Raw genomic sequence first — 19,608 nt, forward strand, 5'->3', positions numbered from 1 at the left:
TTTGATTGTTGCCGCATTTTTTTCCTGGAGAGTCTTTGACGGTGATACAGGCATACCAAAGACCGCGACTGTCTTGCACAAGCTCACAAGTATTTATTTTATACAACGATAAGTTGTAGCTGTCCCATACATCAATTGTCAGTTTTTTGCCTTTAGCTAGACTGAGTTGAAGTGTAGATTTAAGACTTTTCTTACCTGATTTTTTGACGCCTAGATATTTAATGGCAGTCTTTTTAAAAGGAATCCAACCTAGTGATTTACGTTTAGCTTTTGGATTATTGCTACGCCAGTTTAACTTGGCTTTTTTAAACTGTTTACGGGATTTGGCATGGGTTTCGGTGATTGCTTGCAAGGTCTGACTGTGCAAATTTAAATACTCACCACTGCCTTTGGTATAAGCCGCTAAGTCATAAGCTGAAAAGAAATAACCGGTAAGTTGTAGGTGCTTGTAACTCAAGTCATTCACATAGTTCCACACGAAATTAACCGCACCTGCTAAGATATTTAGCTGATTGGCATGCTTGTCTTTGATGCGTAGCTTTAGGGTTTTCATGATCAAAGTATGTCCACAAATTGAGCGAGTGGCAAGTGTGTTCTAATATCAAGCGACAACTGCTGACGTCTTACATCCACGCCCTATAATAATGTGGTTTTACCGCAGGATATAATAAATAACCGCTAAAGGCTATTTGTCCGTCTGATTAAACCCACAATTTGTATCTGTTGGTTAAGAAAACATAAATAAAATACATTTGTGCTATTTCATATCATTTTAGGTGTAGGTAGGCTACTGCTTATAATCCCATCTCATAACAGCACAGTCTGTTACTTTAACATTACTTATTAAAGCAATAGCCGTTTAAGGAGCAACTATGGCAGGTGCCAGTTTATTAACCCTACTTGATGATATCAGTTTGATATTAGATGATGTCTCGCTGATGACCAAGGTTGCCGCCAAAAAAACGGCTGGCGTCTTAGGTGATGACTTAGCGCTCAACGCTGAGCAAGTGACTGGTGTCAGAGCGGATCGTGAGTTGGCAGTCGTCTGGGCAGTGGCTAAGGGCTCATTCATCAATAAACTTATCTTGGTACCGTCAGCATTATTGATTAGTGCTATTTATCCACCATTAGTCACATTACTGTTGATGTGTGGCGGGTTATATTTGGCCTATGAAGGTGCGGAGAAAATAATTCATAAGTTTTGGCCGCATCTTTTGCCGCACGATGAAGAACAAAACGCGCGCCTACGTGCCAATGCCGATGAGACGATCGATTTGGTCGCTTTTGAAAAGGAAAAGATAAAAGGCGCGGTACGCACAGATTTTGTACTATCAGCTGAGATTATTGTGATAGCGCTTGGTGCAGCCGCTGGCGCGACGTTGTTAGAGCAAAGCTTGGTTCTCGCTATTATTGCTGTCGCTATTACGGTTGGCGTTTATGGCTTGGTCGCTGCTATCGTCAAAATTGATGATCTAGGTCTATATTTAATGAACAAGTCGGGCGATATAAAACAGAAAATAGGTCAGTTCCTATTATCTGCTGCGCCAAAATTAATGAAGTTCTTATCTATCGCTGGTACTTTAGCCATGTTCTTAGTTGGTGGTAGCATCTTAGTGCATGGTATTAGTTTTTTACATCACGAAGTTGAGGATATTGCCCATTTGACCGGTGTTTTTGAAAGTCTAACGACTATGTTATTGAATGGACTAGTTGGCCTAGTCATTGGTGTTCTAATAGTGGTTATTGTCACTATGATTGGTAAAATACGCAATAAAGACAAAGATGCTACTTCTGCACATTGAATAAACAACCATTTAAATAGGTTCGATTAAATATAAAAAAGCCCCAAAGTTGCTTATAACTTTGGGGCTTTCAACTTTACGGCTTTTACCTTTCAAACTGAATAGCTGCTATTAACTTTCGCTATCTGAGTTATCAGACTCTAATTTTTCAGCTTGCGTTGGCTTTTTATGCTCAGCTTTTGGCTTACGTGCGCGAGCCTTTGGCACTTTAGGCGTCGTTAGATTAAACATACCTTTTTGTGGTAACAATTGCTCAGCCACATTTTCAATCATGTTTTTATAACTGGCGATGGTCGTCTTTGATTTGGCTGCCTGACTGTCCTCTTTAGTAGATAATTCTACTAAAGATTCATCGGATTGCGCCGTATCGTTTTGCTCATCTGTAACGTTTTTTATTTCAGCATCGGCTGTAGTTACTTGTGCTTCAGCTGTGTCATCACTTTTAACAGTACTTTCAGTATCAACTGTCGCTGTGCTAACTGCTGCAGGTGTTTGTTCTGCCTCTAACAGCTGCTGACTATGGTCGCTAACAGCGTCCGTTTGTGCTTGATTAGCAAGCGCATCTGCTTCTACGTTTAGCGTATCAGCATCACTCACAGTTTGCACTGCTGTATCATTTGCCTCGTCAGAAACAGTCGCCAATACCGCTGACTCTTCATAGTCAGGATGCTGACCACGTGGATCGTTGCTAGCACGTTTATTGATAGCACGTGGTTCTACTGACGTTTTACCTTGGGCAGCGGAAAATTGACTGACGGCTTGAGTCATTGACTCAAAGCGTGCAATGTAGTCTGCGCCTAAAGGCTGATAGCCGTAGTTGCTAAAATCGAACTCACTATGAGCTATTGGTTTAATAGTAACTTGCTTCTCAGAGGTACCCTTAACTTGCGCCTGCTGTAGATGCATCGCGATAGCAGCGTTAAAGCAGCTGATGACACCTTCTGTCGCTAAGCGATTTTCTGCCTCTGCTAAGGTTGCACGGATAAATTCGCCAACCGTACCACGAATGGTTGGTGTGCTTACAGCGACTTGTGCATCTTGCTTATTTGCATGAGAAGATTCAGCAATAGATGATTGCGCTTGCTGCTGACGTACTATACGTGGGTCATTACTGGCTTGACCAAATTTATTTGCCGTAACGTAACGTTTGGCAAACAAATCTTTAGCGTTGACCTCAAGCGCTGTCTGAAGGCTGCTATTATCAATATCGGTATCAATAATAGTATCAGTAGCTTTTTCTTCAGAACCAATTGTTAGATCTTCACTCGTAGTACTAGTGACATCTGTCTGTTGAGGGGCAGTTGCTGTTTTTTCTTCTGCTTGTGCAACGACAACTTCTTGACTTGGCACAGTACCTTCAGCGTCGCTGTCTGTACTGCTGATTGTCGTTACTTGCTCGTTGACAGAAGGTTTCTCATTACTATTTCTATCACCATCTTTATCGTCATCTTGTTTGCTACCTTTATCATCATCTTTCGAGGTAGGTTGCTGCGCGTTCTCGTTAGTAGCGCTTTTTTCTACCTGATCAACTTGGGCAGGGCTTTTTTCAGCAGTTTCAGATTGTGCGCTATCTCGTTGCATTTTATCAGCTACATCGTTGCTGGTATCGATAGGCTTAGTAGTTTGCTGCGCTGGTTTGATCTCGATTAACTTTTGCTTATCCGCACGCTGATCAGTAGTACTCTCTTGACGCTCTTTTTCGGCGTCAGCAGAATCTTCAATTACTGCTACTTGCTGTTGAGTTACTTGGCGTGTTGTAGACTTGCTGTCATCTAATGATAAATGCACCACTTCTGGTGATTTTAGTTCACTAACCGCTTCATTTACCTGTATTACTACTTCATTAGGGTCTTGATTACGGCGCGCATGAGACTGGTTTCTGCTAGCGTTGGCATCCTTTGATACTTGCTGAGTATTCTGCTGCACGCCTGCCGATGTTAAAGTTTCACCGCGTTCAAGCTTACCACGTGATCCACGTTGGCTGTTTGATTTGCGCTTAGTGCGAGTTTGCTCTACTGCCACATTATCAGAGGTATCAGAACGACTGCTATCGGTGGCATTAGCTGCATCAGCATTGCTGTCATTGCGGTTGCTGTCTTGACGGTTGTTACGATTACGGTCGCTATGACGTCTGTTGTCCTGCTGACGCTTATCTTGATTGTCAGTTTTGTCGTCAGTACTGGTTACGCTGCCGTCAGCTGTATCGTTAACGGTACTATTGTCAGTTTCTTCTGACGGCTCTTTTCTCGCACGCGGTTTAGACGGTCTTGCTTTGCGCGGCTTACGTCTTCTTCTTTCTTCAGCATCGCTGCTATCGTCATTATTACTCTCAGTAACAGATGCCTGTTGACGATTCTGCGGATTAGCATTTTTCTGGTCAGTTGATTGCTGTGGCACTGTCGTATTTTGGCTATTGTTGGTATTTCCTAGAGCGGTATTATCTACTTGTCCAAACGAGCCTAAACTTTGTGCTCCGGTATTTACCAATGCCTCGATAGCTTCAGCAGCGTCTCGGCTACTGATACTTGATATCGTTTGAGCTTGCGGGGCTTGCGCAAATAAATTAGACAACCAAGCAACTGCTTGCGGCTGTGCAGCAGCAATAGCAGTTGCTTGAGGCGCTACTGGGGCTGTTGGGCTCGCAACATTTTGAGTGTCATTAACCTGTTGTGCCTGCGGCGCACGCGCTGATGTCACATTACTATTATTGTTATTAGTGCGATGCTCATTGCTCTGACTAGTATTATTTTGCGGTGGCGTAGGCATACTTTGCTGGGCGTTAGGGTGCGCCTGCGCTTGACTGCCGTTATTATTATTATCTGCACTTTGACGAGGCTGGCGGGTAGGCTGCTGCTCAGGGCGCTCTTTTTCAGCCGTTTGCCAATCAACGTTATAGCCAAGCTCGCTATGCTCTTGCAGCTGGGTGTCGGTGATACGTTCATAGCTTGATGGTGCAAAGCCATCGCGGTTAAAGTGAAGCTTGAAGTTTGGCGATTCTAAATGCGCATGCGGCAGGATGGTAATACGCGTGCCGCTGTCTTGCTCGAGATAAACTAAGGCATCGCGTTTTTCATTTAATAAGAAAGCCGCTATATCAGTTGGTACTTCAGCTTGAACTTCACCTTGACGCTCTTTTAGCGCGATTTGCTCAATCTGACGCATAATTGATAACGACAATGAACGTAGGTCACGAATCATACCGTTGCCATGACAGCGTGGGCAAATATAACCAGTTGACTCTTCTAATGACGGACGCAAACGCTGACGGCTCATTTCCATTAGACCAAATTTCGAGATATCACCAAACTGAACACGGGCACGGTCGTATTTGGTCGCATCAATCAGACGTTTTTCAACTTCTTTTTGATGCTTATTGTCATTCATATCAATAAAGTCAATCACAATTAAGCCGCCCATATCACGTAGGCGTAATTGACGAGCAATCTCATCAGCTGCTTCTAGATTGGTATGATAAGCGGTTTCTGCAACGTCTGAACCTTTAGTAGACTTAGCTGAGTTGATATCGATAGAGACCAAAGCTTCAGTTTGATCAATAACGATTGAGCCACCTGATGGCAGACGAACTTCACGCTGATAAGCCGTTTCAATTTGCTTTTCGATATTAAAGCGCGAAAACATCGGCTCATAGTCGGTATATTTGCGCAGTTTTTCTGCTTGTGTTGGCATGACTGCATCGATAAAACCAGCGGCTTCAATATAAGCGTTTTCGTTATCAATCCAAATCTCAGCGATATCATCACGTAAATAGTCACGCACAGCACGTGTAACAACGCCTGCTTCTTGATGAACCAAGCGCGGTGATGGATATTTTTGGTTTTGTTCTTGGATAGCTTGCCAAATATTTAGCAAATGGTTTAAATCGTGTTGTAAGTCTTCTTGGGTTTTACCAATACCAGCCGTACGAATGATGACGCTCATGCCTTTTGGCAGATCAAGACTACCAAGCATGCGTTTCATATCTTCACGCAATTTGCCTGAGATTTGACGCGAGATACCACCACCACGAGGGTTATTAGGCATTAATACCAAATAACGTCCTGCTAATGACACATAAGTTGAAAGGGCAGCGCCTTTATTGCCGCGCTCTTCTTTTTCAACTTGGACGATGAGCTCGTCACCTTCTTTGATCAGTTTTTTGATGTTCTCATCACGTGGATTACCGCTTAAATACTCAGCAGAGATTTCACGAATGGGCAAAAAACCTTGACGCTGTGAGCCATATTCAACAAATACCGCTTCAAGCGATGGCTCGACACGGGTCACATGACCTTTATAGATGTTAGATTTTTTTTGTTCGCGGGTACGGTTTTCTAGATCGAAATCGTACAGATGATTGCCTTTGCAGAGGGCAACACGAATTTCTTCGTTTTGGGTGGCGTTGATTAAAATGCGTTTCATAATAGTATCCTATGAGTACGCACAACAACGACGAGACAGACTTTAGAGCTAAGTGGCAAGCGCTGCTAATAAAAAATTAGCGTGAGCAGATGCTAGTTAACGGCAGAACATAAAGTAGAGTAATGAAGCGCATAAACACTTTGCAAAAGCATAACTCTGAACCAGTGATATCAACATTAATATAGAAAGTATAGGGTGTAAGACTATGTCTATATCTCAATGTAAGCAGGCTTGTTATAACGATTAATGCGTAAGCAGGTGGTCATTTATCATCAGTATTTTGAACCAGGTGGGTTGTCAGCGCACTTTGTTGTTTCATCATAGCGGCGGCTGGTTACTGATATATAAAAGGCATTACCGATACCAAAAAAGCATCGTGCTGTCACATAATCAATCAAGGTCTAGCAATCATATCGCTGTTGACTAACTATAAAATATACTTATATAAAGTAGTAAATTTCAGCAGCTATCCATCTAGGTCAAGCAATTGGTCATTCTTTATTTATCGTTCTTTTGGTTATAACGTTAATAATATCTTGGGTGTCTCAAAGCGATTTTTTTGCTGCGTGAGTCATCAGCGGGGCGTACTTGGCAAACAGAATAAATGACCGGCTTATCGGCACGGTGTCTTATGTTTATCCTACTTATCGTCCTCTGTTTGACCGCCGATACTCAGGCAGTTATCGAGATATATAGTGTTGCTTCTCGATTGCGCTCTTAACCACCCATACTTGCTCAACTGCACGCGGCTAAAGGACTGCTAGATAATAAATTATCAAATCAAGTCGTTATCATGCGGGTAGTGAGTAAAGGTATATGGTTATCACTTAATAAAGGGCTAGTGCCACATTTATCAAATCAATGCTATTTATTATCACAATATTCTGTAAAAAATGCTTTGTAAGCATAAATAGTTTTTACTAAAAAATAATAATTCACTGATAAATATCAGTTATATTTTTTTAATTCGTTAAGTATTATAAAGTATATCTGTTGCTATAACACCTTTAAAATAAGATGAAACGCCGTACTTGCACAGGTTGTATGAGCCAACCGTTTTTACTAACAAGCTATTAACAAGTAATTAGTATGCTTAAAAACGAGATTTTCTGGCGAAAACAACCATCAATTAGCAATGAATTATTGTCTCAGCCTCTGCTTAATTGGCGCTCAACATGGTAAACTATAGCAAATCTTTATGTAAACGCCTAACTAAAAATGACGAACTCAAAAATGACAAAAGACGAACCTATCCACGAAGCGCCCGCTATTTTTAATAGTAAAACGCGCCCACAAAGTGCTGACGATGAGATTAGTGATTTCGGCAAGGTCAATTACCTTGAAGTCACGCGTCATCAGCATGATCAGCGCCTAGATAATTTTTTGCTTAATCGCTTAAAAGGTCTGCCGAAACCGCATATCTATAAAATGATTCGCTCAGATGAGATCCGCGTCAATAATAAACGCTGTAAAGCGCATGACCGAGTGCAGCGTGAAGACGTGGTGCGTATTGCACCAGTGGTACTTGCTACGCGCGAAAAACCTATCATCAGTAGCGAATTTGCCAAAAGCTTATTGGCACGTGTGGTCTACGAAGATGAAGGTTTAATCGTGCTCAATAAGCCCTCAGGCATTGCCGTTCATGGCGGTAGTGGTCTTGCTTTTGGCGTTATTGAAGCCATGCGTGAAGTTACGGGTAAAAAATATCTAGAGCTTGTGCATCGCATCGATAAAGATACTTCTGGGCTGCTAATGATATCTAAAAAACGCTCGGCGCTTAAAGTATTACAGCAGCATTTAGTCGACAAAACTATCCAAAAGCATTATTTATGTATTGCAAAAGGTCAGCCCGCGCTCAACGAGCAACGTATTGATGCGTCATTGTTGCGTTATACGCTTGCAAGTGGTGAGCGACGCGTTAAGGTAGATACGCAAGACCCGCAAACCAAAGAAAGCCAGACAGATATCGTCGTTCATGGTCGTTTCACGATTGCTGAGCAGCCCGTCAGCTTGATTGAAGCCAAACCACTTACCGGACGTACCCATCAAATTCGTGTGCATATGGCACATATTGGTCATGCTATCTTGGGTGACGATAAATACCACGTACATGATAAATCTGGTGTACATCGTCTATGCCTGCATGCATGGCGTTTAGATATTCCTGGTTATGACACCATTACTGCACCTTTACCGGATGAGATGCTCGATTGGATGCCAGAAGATATTAAAGCCAATTTACCTAAATAAGCGGCTGCTTAAGCTTAAGATCGCTTTACGGTAAATGCCATTTAATATATTAAGCATCAGTCCAAAACGTCACGCTAGCTTATGAGTAATAAGTCGTCGTGACGTTTTGCTATCTGCCATTTATAATGATTATTCTAGAGGGTATATTTATGAGCCAAACTTTCACAAGTACAACAGCAACGACAATAGCTGTTAAAAGCTCTCAATCAGCTGACCCGCATGATTTAGCCGATAAGACCTTGGTCATATTTGATTGGGATGGCACATTGATGGATTCGATTGGTTTAATCGTTGAGTCTATGCATATAGCAGGCGAAGCGCATGGCTTTGCCACTACCGATAAAGCAGTCAAAGACATAATTGGTTTAAGTCTCATGAATGGTATCGATATCTTATATCCACAAGCAACCGATGCCCAGAAACTGGCAATTCAGCAAAGTTATTCGGATTATTATATTGCTAATAGTCAGCGTACCCCATTTTTTGCCCCAATAGAAAATATGCTAGAGACCTTGCAGCAGCAAAATCGTCAGCTTGCAGTCGCCACAGGCAAAAAACGTAAAGGTTTAGATCGAGTATTGGATGCCTCAGATAGCCACCATTATTTTGTGATGACGCGCTGTGCTGATGAAGCAGGCTCAAAACCTGATCCGCAAATGCTAACGGATATTTTGCAGTATACCAAGCAGCAAATCTCTGATGCGGTATTTATTGGTGATAGTATTTATGATATTCAAATGGCAAATAGTCTAGGCATGACCAGTATAGCGGTGAATTATGGTAAGGATATAGTCAATCCACAATAAAACTGGAAAAACCCATATCATAAAATAGTTTAGGTAGATTATTCTCCATCCAACCTTGGCGTAGAAACTTTGAACCGCCCCGGTATTGTCGGAGGCTCAATATTCTGAGAGAATACGACAATGAAAAAACAAACCTACACTCCTGAGATTAAAGAACGCGCCGTTCGCATGCTGATTGAAGCGTCGGGCGATTACCCCTCCACATGGTCAGCCATTCAAGCCATTGCCCCTAAGATTGGCTGCACGCCTGAGACCCTGCGATCCTGGCATAAAAAACACATCGATCAGACTATTCCTGCCTCAGTGCAAGCACAAAGTGACAAAGAACGCATCAAAGCGCTTGAACGCGAGAATAAAGAGCTTAAACAAGCTAATGAAATCATCAGAAAGGCTGCGGCTTTTTTCGCCCAGGCGGAGCTCGACCGTCCACCCAAGTGATGGTTCATTTCATTGATGATCATAAAAACGATTATGGGGTCGAGCTGATCTGTAGAGTATTACCGATTGCCCCGTCAACTTATTATCGTGCTCAAACCTTAAGCGACAACCCACACAAGCGTTCACTGCGCAGTCAGCATGACGACTTTTACCTCAGTGAAATTATACGCATCTGGCAGGTCAGCAAATGCCGTTATGCTGCGCGTAAAGTCTGGCAGCAGATGAAAGCTGATGGGTTAAAGATTGCTCGTTGTACCATAGAGCGTTTAATGAGCCAGCATGGCCTACAAGGCGTTTGGCGCGGTAAAGGTAAAATAACAACTCACAGCCGTGATGATCAAAAGCGTGCTGATGACTTGGTCAATCGCAACTTCAATGCCCATCGTCCTAATCAGCTTTGGGTTGCTGACTTTACCTATATCAAGACACTGAGTGGCTGGGTATATACCGCTTTTATTATTGATGTGTTTGCTCGCGCTATCGTCGGCTGGAAAGTATCTAATCGTATGAATACCGATATGGTAATGGCAGCATTAAATCAAGCGATAACAGATAGAAACAATCCCAAAGATGTGATTCATCACAGTGATCGAGGGGTTCAGTACTTATCTATTCGCTATACCGATAAGATGACTGACAGCGGTGTCATGGCCTCTGTTGGCACAACAGGCGATTCATACGACAATGCATTGGCTGAAACGGTTAACGGACTTTATAAGGCTGAAGTGATTGATTATTTAAAACAGCAGTGGCAAGGCGTGAATGATGTTGAACTGGCTACTTTAGAGTGGGTCGATTGGTGCAACAGAACACGTTTGCATAGCACGATTGGTTATGTGTCGCCTTTTGAATTTGAAAAGCGGTACTATGATAATTTAACCCTGTCAGGCATTGCTGCCTGACTCAAGTAAAACACTCTCCGATATAGTCGGGGTGGTTCACTTAGCTTGTGCCTATTTCTTTTCAATGGGATTAAGATCAGTGATATAGGGTGGTAGCTAAAAGATACGATGGCCATGCCTGTTCAGTAATTTTTGGATACGCTTATTCTTATGAAAACTTGCGTTATACATCACGATCACGCATTTAGTCTTGAGACTTGGGATTAGCGTGAACTTGCACCAATCATAAAATATATGGCTGTTGATATTCTATTCAAAGTAATCAAGCGCAAATAGCATCTTTTCATATAGAGCACCGATGATATTAGTACGCTTTTTTGCTTGCCAGTTGTAGCGATCAATACAGGGTTTTCCTATCGGTGCATAGCCGTAAGGTCTAATGGTTTCAGCTTCAAAGCCGCTTTCATCCATATAAATAATGGGATAGCCTTGCTGCTTAAGGCTATCAAGTCTACTGTGATACTCAGCTCTTTTTATTGGACACGCTCTTGGATGCTCTAAGGTCTTTTTTTTGACTAATGCCAAGATGCTTTAAAGCCGACTCAATGCCTGACTTACTGCACCCTAAACGCTGTGCTCGCTCATACATATAATCGTCTGGATGCTGCTCAACATCTTTCAGTAAGGCTTCATTTGATATTTTAGTCGGTTCTTTATTTCTGGTTGTTTTAGGAGTTAAGCTCTGCTGCCAGCTGTTAATCGAGCTTGTGCTAAGCTAATAAAAGTTAGCAGCTTCTCGAATGGTCATGCCGTCTTTAATGTTACGTAGTACTTGTTTGCGAAAGTCGATTGAATAGGTCATCGTTTATTTCACTAGATGAATTGGTTATAAAAATTGTATCGGTTTTATCTAAGATTGACTATAAGTAGGTTTTGGGTCTTTATATAGAATGCAGAGCAAAAAGACGTAGATACTTGTCTTCCGATATTTTTTTGATACTACTTTTAACCATCTAAAACCATTATTTAAAAATTCTATTTTCTTGTGCTTAATCCCTTTAAGATAAGTTGTAGAGTAGTCATGAGAGAAATCAATAACGACTATTTATCATGCTCACTGCTAAATCGCAGTAGCACAGTCGGAATAGTCGCCTAAGTGCGCTATAATAGACGCTATAAATAGACAGTCATCATTGCCAAATTAGTAAAATAATAAGCCAAAATGATGGATGATTTTATATAACTCCACCTCACCTCACCTCACCTCACATTACATTGACGACACAGTAGACGTGACCAATATAGCGCTTGTGTCATAACACATAGGAAGCATTATGAGTGAACACAATCCAACTGATACGCAAGTAGAACCCGCTGCCGATTACGAATCAGCGCTAGATATTGAGCAAACGGAAGCCAAAAGTAACATCAGCATTACTGAAGCGGCTCAAGGTTATTTGGCAGACTTGCTATCCAAGCAAGATACTGATGGTATTGGCGTGCGTATTTTCGTTGAACATCCTGGGACACCGCGTGCTGAGTGCTGCATGGCTTACAATCAGCCGGGCGAAGAAGACAGTGCGGATTTGAAATTTAGCTACGAGAATTTCTCTGCCTTTATTGAAGCAGCGTCAGTACCTTATTTAGAAGATGCGGTGATTGACTACAATAAAGACCGTTTTGGTGGTCAGTTGACCTTCCGTGCACCAAACTCTAAAGTACCAAAAGTCGGTGCTGATGCCAGTGTAGAAGAGCGCATCAACTATGTACTGCAGTCTGAGATTAACCCAAGCTTGGCGGCGCATGGTGGCGACGTGCAATTGCTTGAGCTGATCGATGAAGAAGGCATTGGTCTGACTGCGGTATTGAAATTTGGTGGCGGCTGCCAAGGTTGTTCAGCGGTTGATATGACGTTACGTCAAGGCGTTGAAGTGCAATTAAAGCAGCAAATTCCAGAGCTAACGCAAGTGATTGATGAAACCGATCATACTCGTACAGAAAACGCTTATTATAAATAAAGGCTAAATTATTGTTATAACTTGGATGAGTATACTGATTGTTTTGTCGCTTATGAATATTTGTCATTAAGAGATAAATAATTCGCTATTCTTTTCATAAAGAAGTTGGGTTATGATTAACTCAGCTTTTTTTATGCCTATCGTTTAGCGACAGCTAATTTAATCACCAAATATTCTTTGATAAATAATAAATATCTATATAAATAGGAGCGTAACATGAGTGATGGACAACCAGCTAAGCAAGCCAATACCCCACGTCTTGAAACCTTGGCGATTCATGCCGGTTACAGTGTTGAACCAACCACCAAAGCAGTTGCAGTGCCCATTTATCATACCAGCTCGTATGCTTTTGATAATACCCAGCACGGCGCTGATTTGTTTGACCTAAAGGTTGCAGGCAACATCTATACCCGTATTATGAATCCAACCAATGCGGTATTAGAAGAACGCGTTGCAGCGCTTGAAGGTGGTATTGGGGCGCTGGCTGTCGCCTCTGGTATGGCTGCTATCACTTATGCCATCCAAACCATTTGTGAAGCGGGTGATAATATCGTTGCAGTATCAACCCTATATGGCGGTACTTATAATTTATTTGCTCATGCACTACCGCGCCAAGGTATCGAAGTGCGTTTCTTCGATCACAAAAACCCTGAAGCGATTCGTGATTTAATCGATGATAAAACCAAAATGGTCTTTGCTGAAAGTATCGGTAATCCACTGGGTAACATCATTGATATTCAAGCATTAAGTGATATCGCCCATGAATATGGTGTACCAGTCGTGATTGATAGTACGGTTGCAACGCCTGCGATATGTCGTCCGTTTGAATTCGGTGCGGATATTGTCATTCATTCATTAACCAAATATATGAGTGGTACGGGTACCTCGATTGGTGGGGCGATTGTTGATAGCGGTACCTTCCCATGGGGTGATTATCCTGAGCGTTTTCCTTTATTGAATACTCCTGATGATAGCTATCACGGCGTAAACTTCGTCAAAGACGTCGGCGCAGCAGCATTTATCGCTCGTGCTCGCGTGGCACCATTGCGTAATACTGGTGCAGCGTTAAGTCCGCTAAATGCTTTTAGTATTTTACAGGGCTTACAGACATTGGGCTTACGTATGGAGCGCCATGTCCAAAATGCCCAAGCAGTTGCAGAATATCTACGTGACCATGACAAAGTCGCTTGGGTGAAATATGCCGGTTTACCTGACCATCCTGAGCATGAGCTTGCTAAGAAATATATGAAAGGTACGCCATCTGCGATTTTAACCTTTGGGGTAAAAGGTGGCTTGGAAGCAGGTTCGCGCTTTATCGATGCGCTGCAACTGATTACACGTTTGGTCAATATTGGTGATGCTAAATCACTAGCGTGCCACCCAGCGACGACCACCCATCGCCAGCTTAATGAGCAAGAGCTAGAAAATGCGGGCGTCAGTACAGATATGGTGCGTCTATCGATTGGTATCGAACACATCGAAGATATCAAAGCGGATTTAGAGCAGGCATTGGCTTCTGCTTAATTTATAAGTTTTTGCTAAATTAAAGCTGAAAAACGCTGTAAATAAAAAGCCCATATCGAGATGATATGGGCTTTTTTATGAGTATCAATAACAGATTTTTAGAGGTTGAGCAGATAGTACACGTTGCGCGATATCTTTATAATCCTGTGAGGCTAAACGCGGACCAAATTGTTGAATAACCTGTGCGGCTATTTCGCTGGCAAGTCTACCACATTCTGGCAAGCTATATTGCTGGGATAAAGCATATAAGAACGCGCCAGAATAGTTGTCACCCGCGCCATTGGTATCAATAACATTGGCAATGGTCGGAGTAGGAATATTATAAATCTCAATCTCTGACTCGTTATTTGGCTGATGAGCGATGATGGCACCATTTGCTCCATCAGTGACGACCGCTGTTTGACAATACTCAAGTAGCGCACTTGCGGCTGAAGTGTGTTCTTTTTTATCCGTGAATAAGTTCGCTTCTTCACTATTACAAAATATCACCGCGACTTTATTACCAAGCATATTAAGCAAACCGTCTTTAGCAAACTTTACTACCGCTGGATCAGCAAAGCTAACGGCAATCTTGGTACCATTTCCAGCTGCTTGCTGACGCAATTTATCCATTGCTGGCTGAATACCTACAGACATCGCAAGATAGCCTTCTAAGTATAGCCATTTAGCTTCAGTTAAGGCGTTAAAATCGACGTTATCAGCGGTGATATCGCTTGAAGTACCGAGGAACGTCTGCATGGTACGCTCGCCATCTTCAGTGACCGCAACCACACATGAGCCTGTTACGCCGCCTGCATGGATAGACTGAGGAGAGGTGGCAACGCCTGCTTCATGTAAGTCCTTTAGGTAAAACTCACCTTGCTTATCATCGCCTACGCGGCAGGCATAAAAAGGCTTACCGCCCAAACTTGAAAACGCGTACATAGCATTAGCCGCTGAGCCACCGCCTGCTTGTTTTGACGGCTCAATATCGGCAAGTTTAAAATACGCCAATAATTGCTGCTGCTGTTCTATACCTGTCAGCGTCATATTGCCTTTGGTCAGGTCGGTCTCTTCTAGCGCTGCATCTGATAACAGATATTCGTGGTCAACCAAGGCATTGCCTATCGCCATTACATCATACATTACGTGTCTCTCCTAAATATGTTGATAATTACTTTTAAACTTAATATCTAAAGATTATTCAGCTTGTAACTCAAGTAAGCGCTGATAGAGCGCATTTTTTTTCACACCAGTGATATCAGCGCCTAATGCAGCAGCTTTTTTCACTGACAAGTCCTCTAGCAGACGTTGCAGTAATTTATCATGAATACGGATGTCATCAACGTCTTGGGCAACATTGGCTCCGGCGACTACTACTACAATCTCACCGCGCTGCTGGTTGTCATCGGCTTTGACAAATTCAACCAAAGCGCCAAGCGTACTCTTATTGACAGTCTCAAAAGTTTTGGTCAATTCGCGACAAAATGTCACTTCACGCTCAGCACCAAATACAGTCGCCATATCTTCTAAACTAGCAATAATACGATGCGGCGCTTCATAAAATATTAGAGTTTCAGTGCGAGAGTGCAACGCTGCCAGTTGTTTTTGGCGACCATGGGTTTTTGCGGGCAAAAAGCCAATAAAGCTAAAGCGGTCTGATGGCAATCCTGCAACGGACAGCGCAGCAATGGCAGCAGAGGCACCAATAATAGGGGAGACGCGAACGCCAGCTGCATGCGCTGCTTGTACCAATTGGTAACCGGGATCACTAATCAGTGGCGTACCAGCATCACTAATCAAGGCGACTGAATGACCTTGCTCAATCATCTCAATGATTTTGGGTGTTTGAATGGCGCTGTTATGTTCATGATACGCCCAAAGCTTATTGTGACCTTTTTGTTTAGCCACGCTATCAGAACTATCAGAGTCGTTTTCAGCATCATTTTTATTATTGTGGGCTGTTACTTCTTCGCTATCAGCGTCCTTATTACCTTTGGTGTTAATACCAAAGTGTGACAACAGCTTACCTGAGGTACGGGTGTCTTCACAGGCAATGATAGCGACTTGCTTTAAGACGTCAATTGCATGTGGTGTCATGTCGCTAAGATTGCCAATAGGCGTGGCAACGATATAAAGACAAGCTGGCATCGCGGTAGGGCTAGACATGAAAACCTCGGGTTATTAATATGATAAAAAAGGTATGTAGCGCACTGACTGATAAAACTGGCTAATAACAGTAAAGGCAAAAATGCCTCATCAAATAAGGCTTAAGCACAGTGTAAAAAATCCTAGCAGTATCAACACGCGAAAGTGGTTAGTTTAGCATGATGTGCTATGATAATTCTGAAATGTTAAGCAGACAGATAGACGTTATGGCAAATGATAAGCCTTTAATGCTAACCTCTCCTAAGCAGCGTCAAGGTAGCCGATTTGAGCAGCGGGCGTGTGAGTTTCTGCAAGCGCAAGGATTGATTTTGGTTGCCCAAAACTGGCAGCAGCACAAAGTTGGTGAGCTTGATTTGGTGATGTTAGAAAAAGGGCAGGCATGGTCAACACTGGTATTTATTGAAGTGCGACAAAGACAGCGCTCAGATTTTGGCGATGCGGCGCTCAGCGTCACAGCAAGTAAACAACGTAAAATTATTAAAGCAGCACATTACTTTCTGCAGCAAAATCAAAAATACAGCGATTATGAATGTCGGTTTGATGTGATTGCTTATAATACCTCGAATAACAACAATAAAAATGAGACAGATATTTTATTGGGTACTCAATCAAATCAGCGGTTAGAAATTAATCGACCTGAATGGCTACAAGGCGCATTTATAGCCTCAGCTTGGTAATAAAGTTTCTTTCTTATTGATTTAATCATGCCTAATTTCATAAGGTTAAAGTGAATTAAATGAAGTTGTCGTTACCAAAAGCCTAACTGTAAGCAGTAAAAATTCAGTAGAGTGGCAGCACTCAAAGGGTTTTTTGAAGCAGAATTCTGCTATATTTACTAAAAGTTAACTCCCTTAACTGTCAATATTATTTATTATAACCACTCATGTTCTAAGAGGTAACTCATGACACGGATGCATCTGCGCACTGCAGTTTTAAGCTCACCACGCCTTAACGCGATAAGCGTTATGTTGATTTCGAGCATTGTTGCCACGGGCTGTACCACCAACTATTTAACCAATAGTACAGAAGGTACTTATGGTGTGCCGATGACCGAGCGCACCATCCCGCAGCGCCTGCTTGATCGTAGTATTGAGCATACTGTCAAGATTAACGTCTATGGTTTACAAGAGAATTTGCAGCAGACAAGCCGCATGAGTATTGATAGCTTTAATAGTATTGTATTATTGACCGGTGAAGTGCCGACGGAGGCAGTCAAAGCGGAAATTAGCAAAGTAGTCGGTTCTATGCCAGACGTGCGCCAAGTATACAATGAGCTGACGGTTGGTGCGTCAAAAGGCTATAGCCAAACGGTCCACGACGGTTATATCACATCAAAGCTAATGGCAAAGACAGCCAGCGCTAATGGTGTTAAAGCTTCACAAATTAAAGCGGTAACCAATAATGGTGTGGTTTATGTCATGGGCCGTATGACACCGACGCAGCAAAGTCATCTGATTGATATTGCCAATAGTACGGTTGGTATCACAGAATTGGTGCTACTGACCACTGTCGTCGATGATAGAGGCGTTAAGCTTGGCAACGATGATATTATGTATGAAAATAACCTAACCAGCTCAGCCAATTCAACTAGAGTTGCAGTGGTGAATAATGTCGCAGCGCTTGAAGTCAGTAGCTCTGTTGCGGTAGATCCTGCGATTGGTGCCACACCTATTATAGTGACTGAGGGTGGCACACCAGTTACTGAGCCTTCATCAAGCCCTTATATTGATTTATATAAAACGCCGTAAATTAAAAAACCTATATCAATAAGTAATGGGTATCGTATAAAAACGCCCAAATAGTACTCACAATAAGCCTAAATATACATAACAGTAGAAGCACGATAAATCCGCAGTAAACCCATAAACTATATGAATTCAAAATATATAGTAGATTTAATTTAACAGGGATACTGACGATGAAGGATTTTAGTATTAGTAAAAAAAGTGCTAACAAGAATAGCGATATCGATAATGCTGCTAATAATCACAGCGATAAGCTGACCAAAATTATAACGACCAAACGTATAAGGGCAGGGGTGACTACAGCATTGGCAGTGGGAAGTATTATGCTCGCGACGCAGCAAGTACAGGCTTTCTCAGCGCTTGCTGTCGTTAATGGTATCACTTCAAATGGCGGTGTTGGAGTTAGTAAAGATATCTTGTATGGCGACGCGCCAGACCAAGACTTGGATATTTATTATCCAAAGCCTTTAGCAAAAGCTATGGAATCGCAAACTGACATCAAGACCAGTTACCCCATGGTGGTGTTTGTGCATGGCGGCTCTTGGGAGAATGGTAGCAAAGAAGAATACGCCTTTGTTGGTCAAAGTTTGGCGCAAGCAGGTTATGTGACGGCGGTGATTAATTATCGTAAAGCACCTGAGCATGTCTATCCGGATTATGTCGAAGATACGGCACAAGCGATTGCATGGAGTTATAAAAATGCCACGCGATTTCATGCTGATCCTGAACGTCTAGCTGTTGTTGGTCACTCTGCTGGCGCGTTTAATGCGGTTGCTGCTATTGCCAATGAGGATTTCTTAAAGCCTTATGGTGTTAAGCCGACAGAAATCGCCGCCGTCATAGGTATTGCAGGTCCTTACAGTTATGACTTCCGCAAATTTAGTAGCGCTACCGCTTTTGCAGCCGATGCAACACCTGATGAAGTGATGCCGGATCGTCAAATAAAAGGCGCACAGCCGCCATATTTATTGCTGACTGCCGAAAAAGATACTGTCGTTTATGAGAGTAATACTATTAAAATGACACAGGCACTCAAGGCTGTAGGCGTTAATGTACAAACTGGTGAGATTTCAGGTGCTAGTCATGCCACCAGTATTGGGGCGATGGCACCGCCTCTGCGCTGGGTCAATGATGTACGTGCCCAAGTGGTCAATTATTTAGACAAGACTCTGAAATAAGAGTTTTTAGTATCAAGCGTACTAGTAACATGCAATATGGATTTTATTCGCGGCAGATAACGCTTAGGCATCCTTGTGTAAGACAGTACTGTAAGATGGTTAAACTCTTGTTATAATGACGTCACTTTAATTCTATACTCTATTTAAAATTTTAAGGCAGAATATTCTATGAGCATGAACGCTGACGATTTGATTGCATTTTTACAAACGCATTTTCCAGATGCTTTTATTCAAGCTGCTAATCAAGGAACTAAGTTCGATGTGCGTGTGGTCGATGCCAGTTTTGAGGGCAAACGTGCCGTGCAGCGTCAGCAAGCAGTTTATGCGTTGGTGAATGATAAAATTGCCAGTGGCGATATTCATGCGCTTAATATTCAAGCGTTAACGCCTGCTGAGTGGGATGTTCAATCGCAAGGCTAGATTTTTCATCACTTCTTA

Annotated in this window: 15 protein-coding genes, 1 pseudogene and 1 other annotated feature; of the genes and pseudogenes, 10 read left to right on the forward strand and 6 right to left on the reverse strand. The window is 42.4% G+C overall.

Annotation, left to right across the window (positions count from 1 at the left end):
- Positions 1 to 553, reverse strand: a pseudogene (locus tag ACMHKH_RS11760) (RNA-guided endonuclease TnpB family protein); the annotation flags it as partial.
- Positions 554 to 872: 319 nt separating this feature from the next.
- On the opposite strand from ACMHKH_RS11760, the gene ACMHKH_RS11765 reads away from it, so the two are divergent.
- Entirely contained in the window at positions 873 to 1,802 is a 930-nt protein-coding gene (locus ACMHKH_RS11765) for a DUF808 domain-containing protein (RefSeq protein WP_413520832.1), read from the forward strand.
- 111 nt (positions 1,803 to 1,913) lie between these two features.
- Here the strand turns inward: ACMHKH_RS11765 and ACMHKH_RS11770 are convergent, their stop codons facing one another.
- A complete protein-coding gene (locus ACMHKH_RS11770) occupies positions 1,914 to 6,221 on the reverse strand; it encodes an Rne/Rng family ribonuclease (RefSeq protein WP_413520833.1) in 4,308 nt (1,435 codons plus the stop codon).
- 1,233 nt (positions 6,222 to 7,454) lie between these two features.
- Between ACMHKH_RS11770 and ACMHKH_RS11775 the strand changes: the two genes are divergently transcribed.
- From ACMHKH_RS11775 to ACMHKH_RS11785, 3 genes are all read left to right on the forward strand, one after another.
- Positions 7,455 to 8,471 carry an RluA family pseudouridine synthase gene (locus tag ACMHKH_RS11775; RefSeq protein ID WP_413520834.1) on the forward strand — a complete coding sequence of 339 codons (1,017 nt, stop codon included), beginning with the start codon at positions 7,455 to 7,457 and terminating at the stop codon, positions 8,469 to 8,471.
- A 149-nt stretch (positions 8,472 to 8,620) separates the two neighbouring features.
- Positions 8,621 to 9,277 carry an HAD-IA family hydrolase gene (locus ACMHKH_RS11780; RefSeq protein ID WP_413520835.1) on the forward strand — a complete coding sequence of 219 codons (657 nt, stop codon included), beginning with the start codon at positions 8,621 to 8,623 and terminating at the stop codon, positions 9,275 to 9,277.
- Between the two features lie 120 nt (positions 9,278 to 9,397).
- Positions 9,398 to 10,617 (forward strand): IS3 family transposase gene (locus tag ACMHKH_RS11785; protein WP_413520836.1). Its coding sequence is split into 2 segments (ribosomal slippage): positions 9,398 to 9,674 and positions 9,674 to 10,617, totalling 1,221 coding nucleotides; the frame shifts between segments, so codons are not numbered across the junction.
- Positions 9,673 to 9,789, forward strand: a sequence feature (AL1L pseudoknot). It overlaps the preceding gene by 117 nt.
- A gap of 249 nt (positions 10,618 to 10,866) precedes the next feature.
- On the opposite strand, the gene ACMHKH_RS11790 is transcribed toward ACMHKH_RS11785, so the two are convergent.
- Positions 10,867 to 11,142, reverse strand: a complete 276-nt coding sequence (locus tag ACMHKH_RS11790) for a transposase (protein ID WP_413520837.1) — start codon at positions 11,140 to 11,142, stop codon at positions 10,867 to 10,869.
- A complete protein-coding gene (locus tag ACMHKH_RS11795; protein WP_413520853.1) occupies positions 11,081 to 11,317 on the reverse strand; it encodes an IS630 transposase-related protein in 237 nt (78 codons plus the stop codon). Before ACMHKH_RS11795 ends, ACMHKH_RS11790 begins: the two co-directional genes overlap by 62 nt.
- A gap of 574 nt (positions 11,318 to 11,891) precedes the next feature.
- Here ACMHKH_RS11795 and nfuA point away from each other — a divergent pair.
- Together nfuA and ACMHKH_RS11805 are read left to right on the forward strand one after the other, a co-directional pair.
- Positions 11,892 to 12,575, forward strand: coding sequence for a Fe-S biogenesis protein NfuA (nfuA, locus tag ACMHKH_RS11800; protein WP_413520838.1), 684 nt, complete (start codon positions 11,892 to 11,894; stop codon positions 12,573 to 12,575).
- 216 nt (positions 12,576 to 12,791) lie between these two features.
- Positions 12,792 to 14,099, forward strand: coding sequence for an O-acetylhomoserine aminocarboxypropyltransferase/cysteine synthase family protein (locus tag ACMHKH_RS11805; protein WP_413520839.1), 1,308 nt, complete (start codon positions 12,792 to 12,794; stop codon positions 14,097 to 14,099).
- Positions 14,100 to 14,183: 84 nt separating this feature from the next.
- On the opposite strand, the gene ACMHKH_RS11810 is transcribed toward ACMHKH_RS11805, so the two are convergent.
- A complete protein-coding gene (locus ACMHKH_RS11810; protein WP_413520840.1) occupies positions 14,184 to 15,224 on the reverse strand; it encodes an adenosine kinase in 1,041 nt (346 codons plus the stop codon).
- A gap of 54 nt (positions 15,225 to 15,278) precedes the next feature.
- Entirely contained in the window at positions 15,279 to 16,247 is a 969-nt protein-coding gene (gene rsmI / locus ACMHKH_RS11815; protein WP_413520841.1) for a 16S rRNA (cytidine(1402)-2'-O)-methyltransferase, read from the reverse strand.
- Between the two features lie 158 nt (positions 16,248 to 16,405).
- Here rsmI and ACMHKH_RS11820 point away from each other — a divergent pair, with 158 nt between their 5' ends.
- The 4 genes from ACMHKH_RS11820 (at position 16,406) to ACMHKH_RS11835 (ending at position 19,590) form a co-directional block, all read left to right on the forward strand.
- Positions 16,406 to 16,924 (forward strand): YraN family protein, encoded by a 519-nt coding sequence (locus ACMHKH_RS11820; protein WP_413520842.1) that lies wholly within the window; start codon positions 16,406 to 16,408, stop codon positions 16,922 to 16,924.
- Between the two features lie 288 nt (positions 16,925 to 17,212).
- Positions 17,213 to 17,995, forward strand: coding sequence for a BON domain-containing protein (locus tag ACMHKH_RS11825; RefSeq protein ID WP_413520843.1), 783 nt, complete (start codon positions 17,213 to 17,215; stop codon positions 17,993 to 17,995).
- A gap of 170 nt (positions 17,996 to 18,165) precedes the next feature.
- A complete protein-coding gene (locus ACMHKH_RS11830) occupies positions 18,166 to 19,170 on the forward strand; it encodes an alpha/beta hydrolase (protein ID WP_413520844.1) in 1,005 nt (334 codons plus the stop codon).
- Between the two features lie 168 nt (positions 19,171 to 19,338).
- Positions 19,339 to 19,590, forward strand: coding sequence for a BolA family protein (locus tag ACMHKH_RS11835; RefSeq protein ID WP_011514505.1), 252 nt, complete (start codon positions 19,339 to 19,341; stop codon positions 19,588 to 19,590).
- Positions 19,591 to 19,608 lie beyond the last annotated feature (18 nt).

The organism is Psychrobacter glacincola, assembly GCF_965118485.1.
Taxonomy (GTDB): domain Bacteria; phylum Pseudomonadota; class Gammaproteobacteria; order Pseudomonadales; family Moraxellaceae; genus Psychrobacter; species Psychrobacter glacincola_D.

Excerpts from the sequence above, each read along its gene's own strand:
- ACMHKH_RS11765 (WP_413520832.1), top strand. The coding sequence starts at position 873 with ATGGCAGGTGCCAGTTTATTAACCCTACTTGATGATATCAGTTTGATA.
- ACMHKH_RS11770 (WP_413520833.1), bottom strand. The coding sequence starts at position 6,221 with ATGAAACGCATTTTAATCAACGCCACCCAAAACGAAGAAATTCGTGTT.
- ACMHKH_RS11775 (WP_413520834.1), top strand. The coding sequence starts at position 7,455 with ATGACAAAAGACGAACCTATCCACGAAGCGCCCGCTATTTTTAATAGT.
- ACMHKH_RS11780 (WP_413520835.1), top strand. The coding sequence starts at position 8,621 with ATGAGCCAAACTTTCACAAGTACAACAGCAACGACAATAGCTGTTAAA.
- nfuA (WP_413520838.1), top strand. The coding sequence starts at position 11,892 with ATGAGTGAACACAATCCAACTGATACGCAAGTAGAACCCGCTGCCGAT.
- ACMHKH_RS11805 (WP_413520839.1), top strand. The coding sequence starts at position 12,792 with ATGAGTGATGGACAACCAGCTAAGCAAGCCAATACCCCACGTCTTGAA.
- ACMHKH_RS11810 (WP_413520840.1), bottom strand. The coding sequence starts at position 15,224 with ATGTATGATGTAATGGCGATAGGCAATGCCTTGGTTGACCACGAATAT.
- rsmI (WP_413520841.1), bottom strand. The coding sequence starts at position 16,247 with ATGTCTAGCCCTACCGCGATGCCAGCTTGTCTTTATATCGTTGCCACG.
- ACMHKH_RS11820 (WP_413520842.1), top strand. The coding sequence starts at position 16,406 with ATGATGTGCTATGATAATTCTGAAATGTTAAGCAGACAGATAGACGTT.
- ACMHKH_RS11825 (WP_413520843.1), top strand. The coding sequence starts at position 17,213 with ATGTTGATTTCGAGCATTGTTGCCACGGGCTGTACCACCAACTATTTA.
- ACMHKH_RS11830 (WP_413520844.1), top strand. The coding sequence starts at position 18,166 with ATGAAGGATTTTAGTATTAGTAAAAAAAGTGCTAACAAGAATAGCGAT.
- ACMHKH_RS11835 (WP_011514505.1), top strand. The coding sequence starts at position 19,339 with ATGAGCATGAACGCTGACGATTTGATTGCATTTTTACAAACGCATTTT.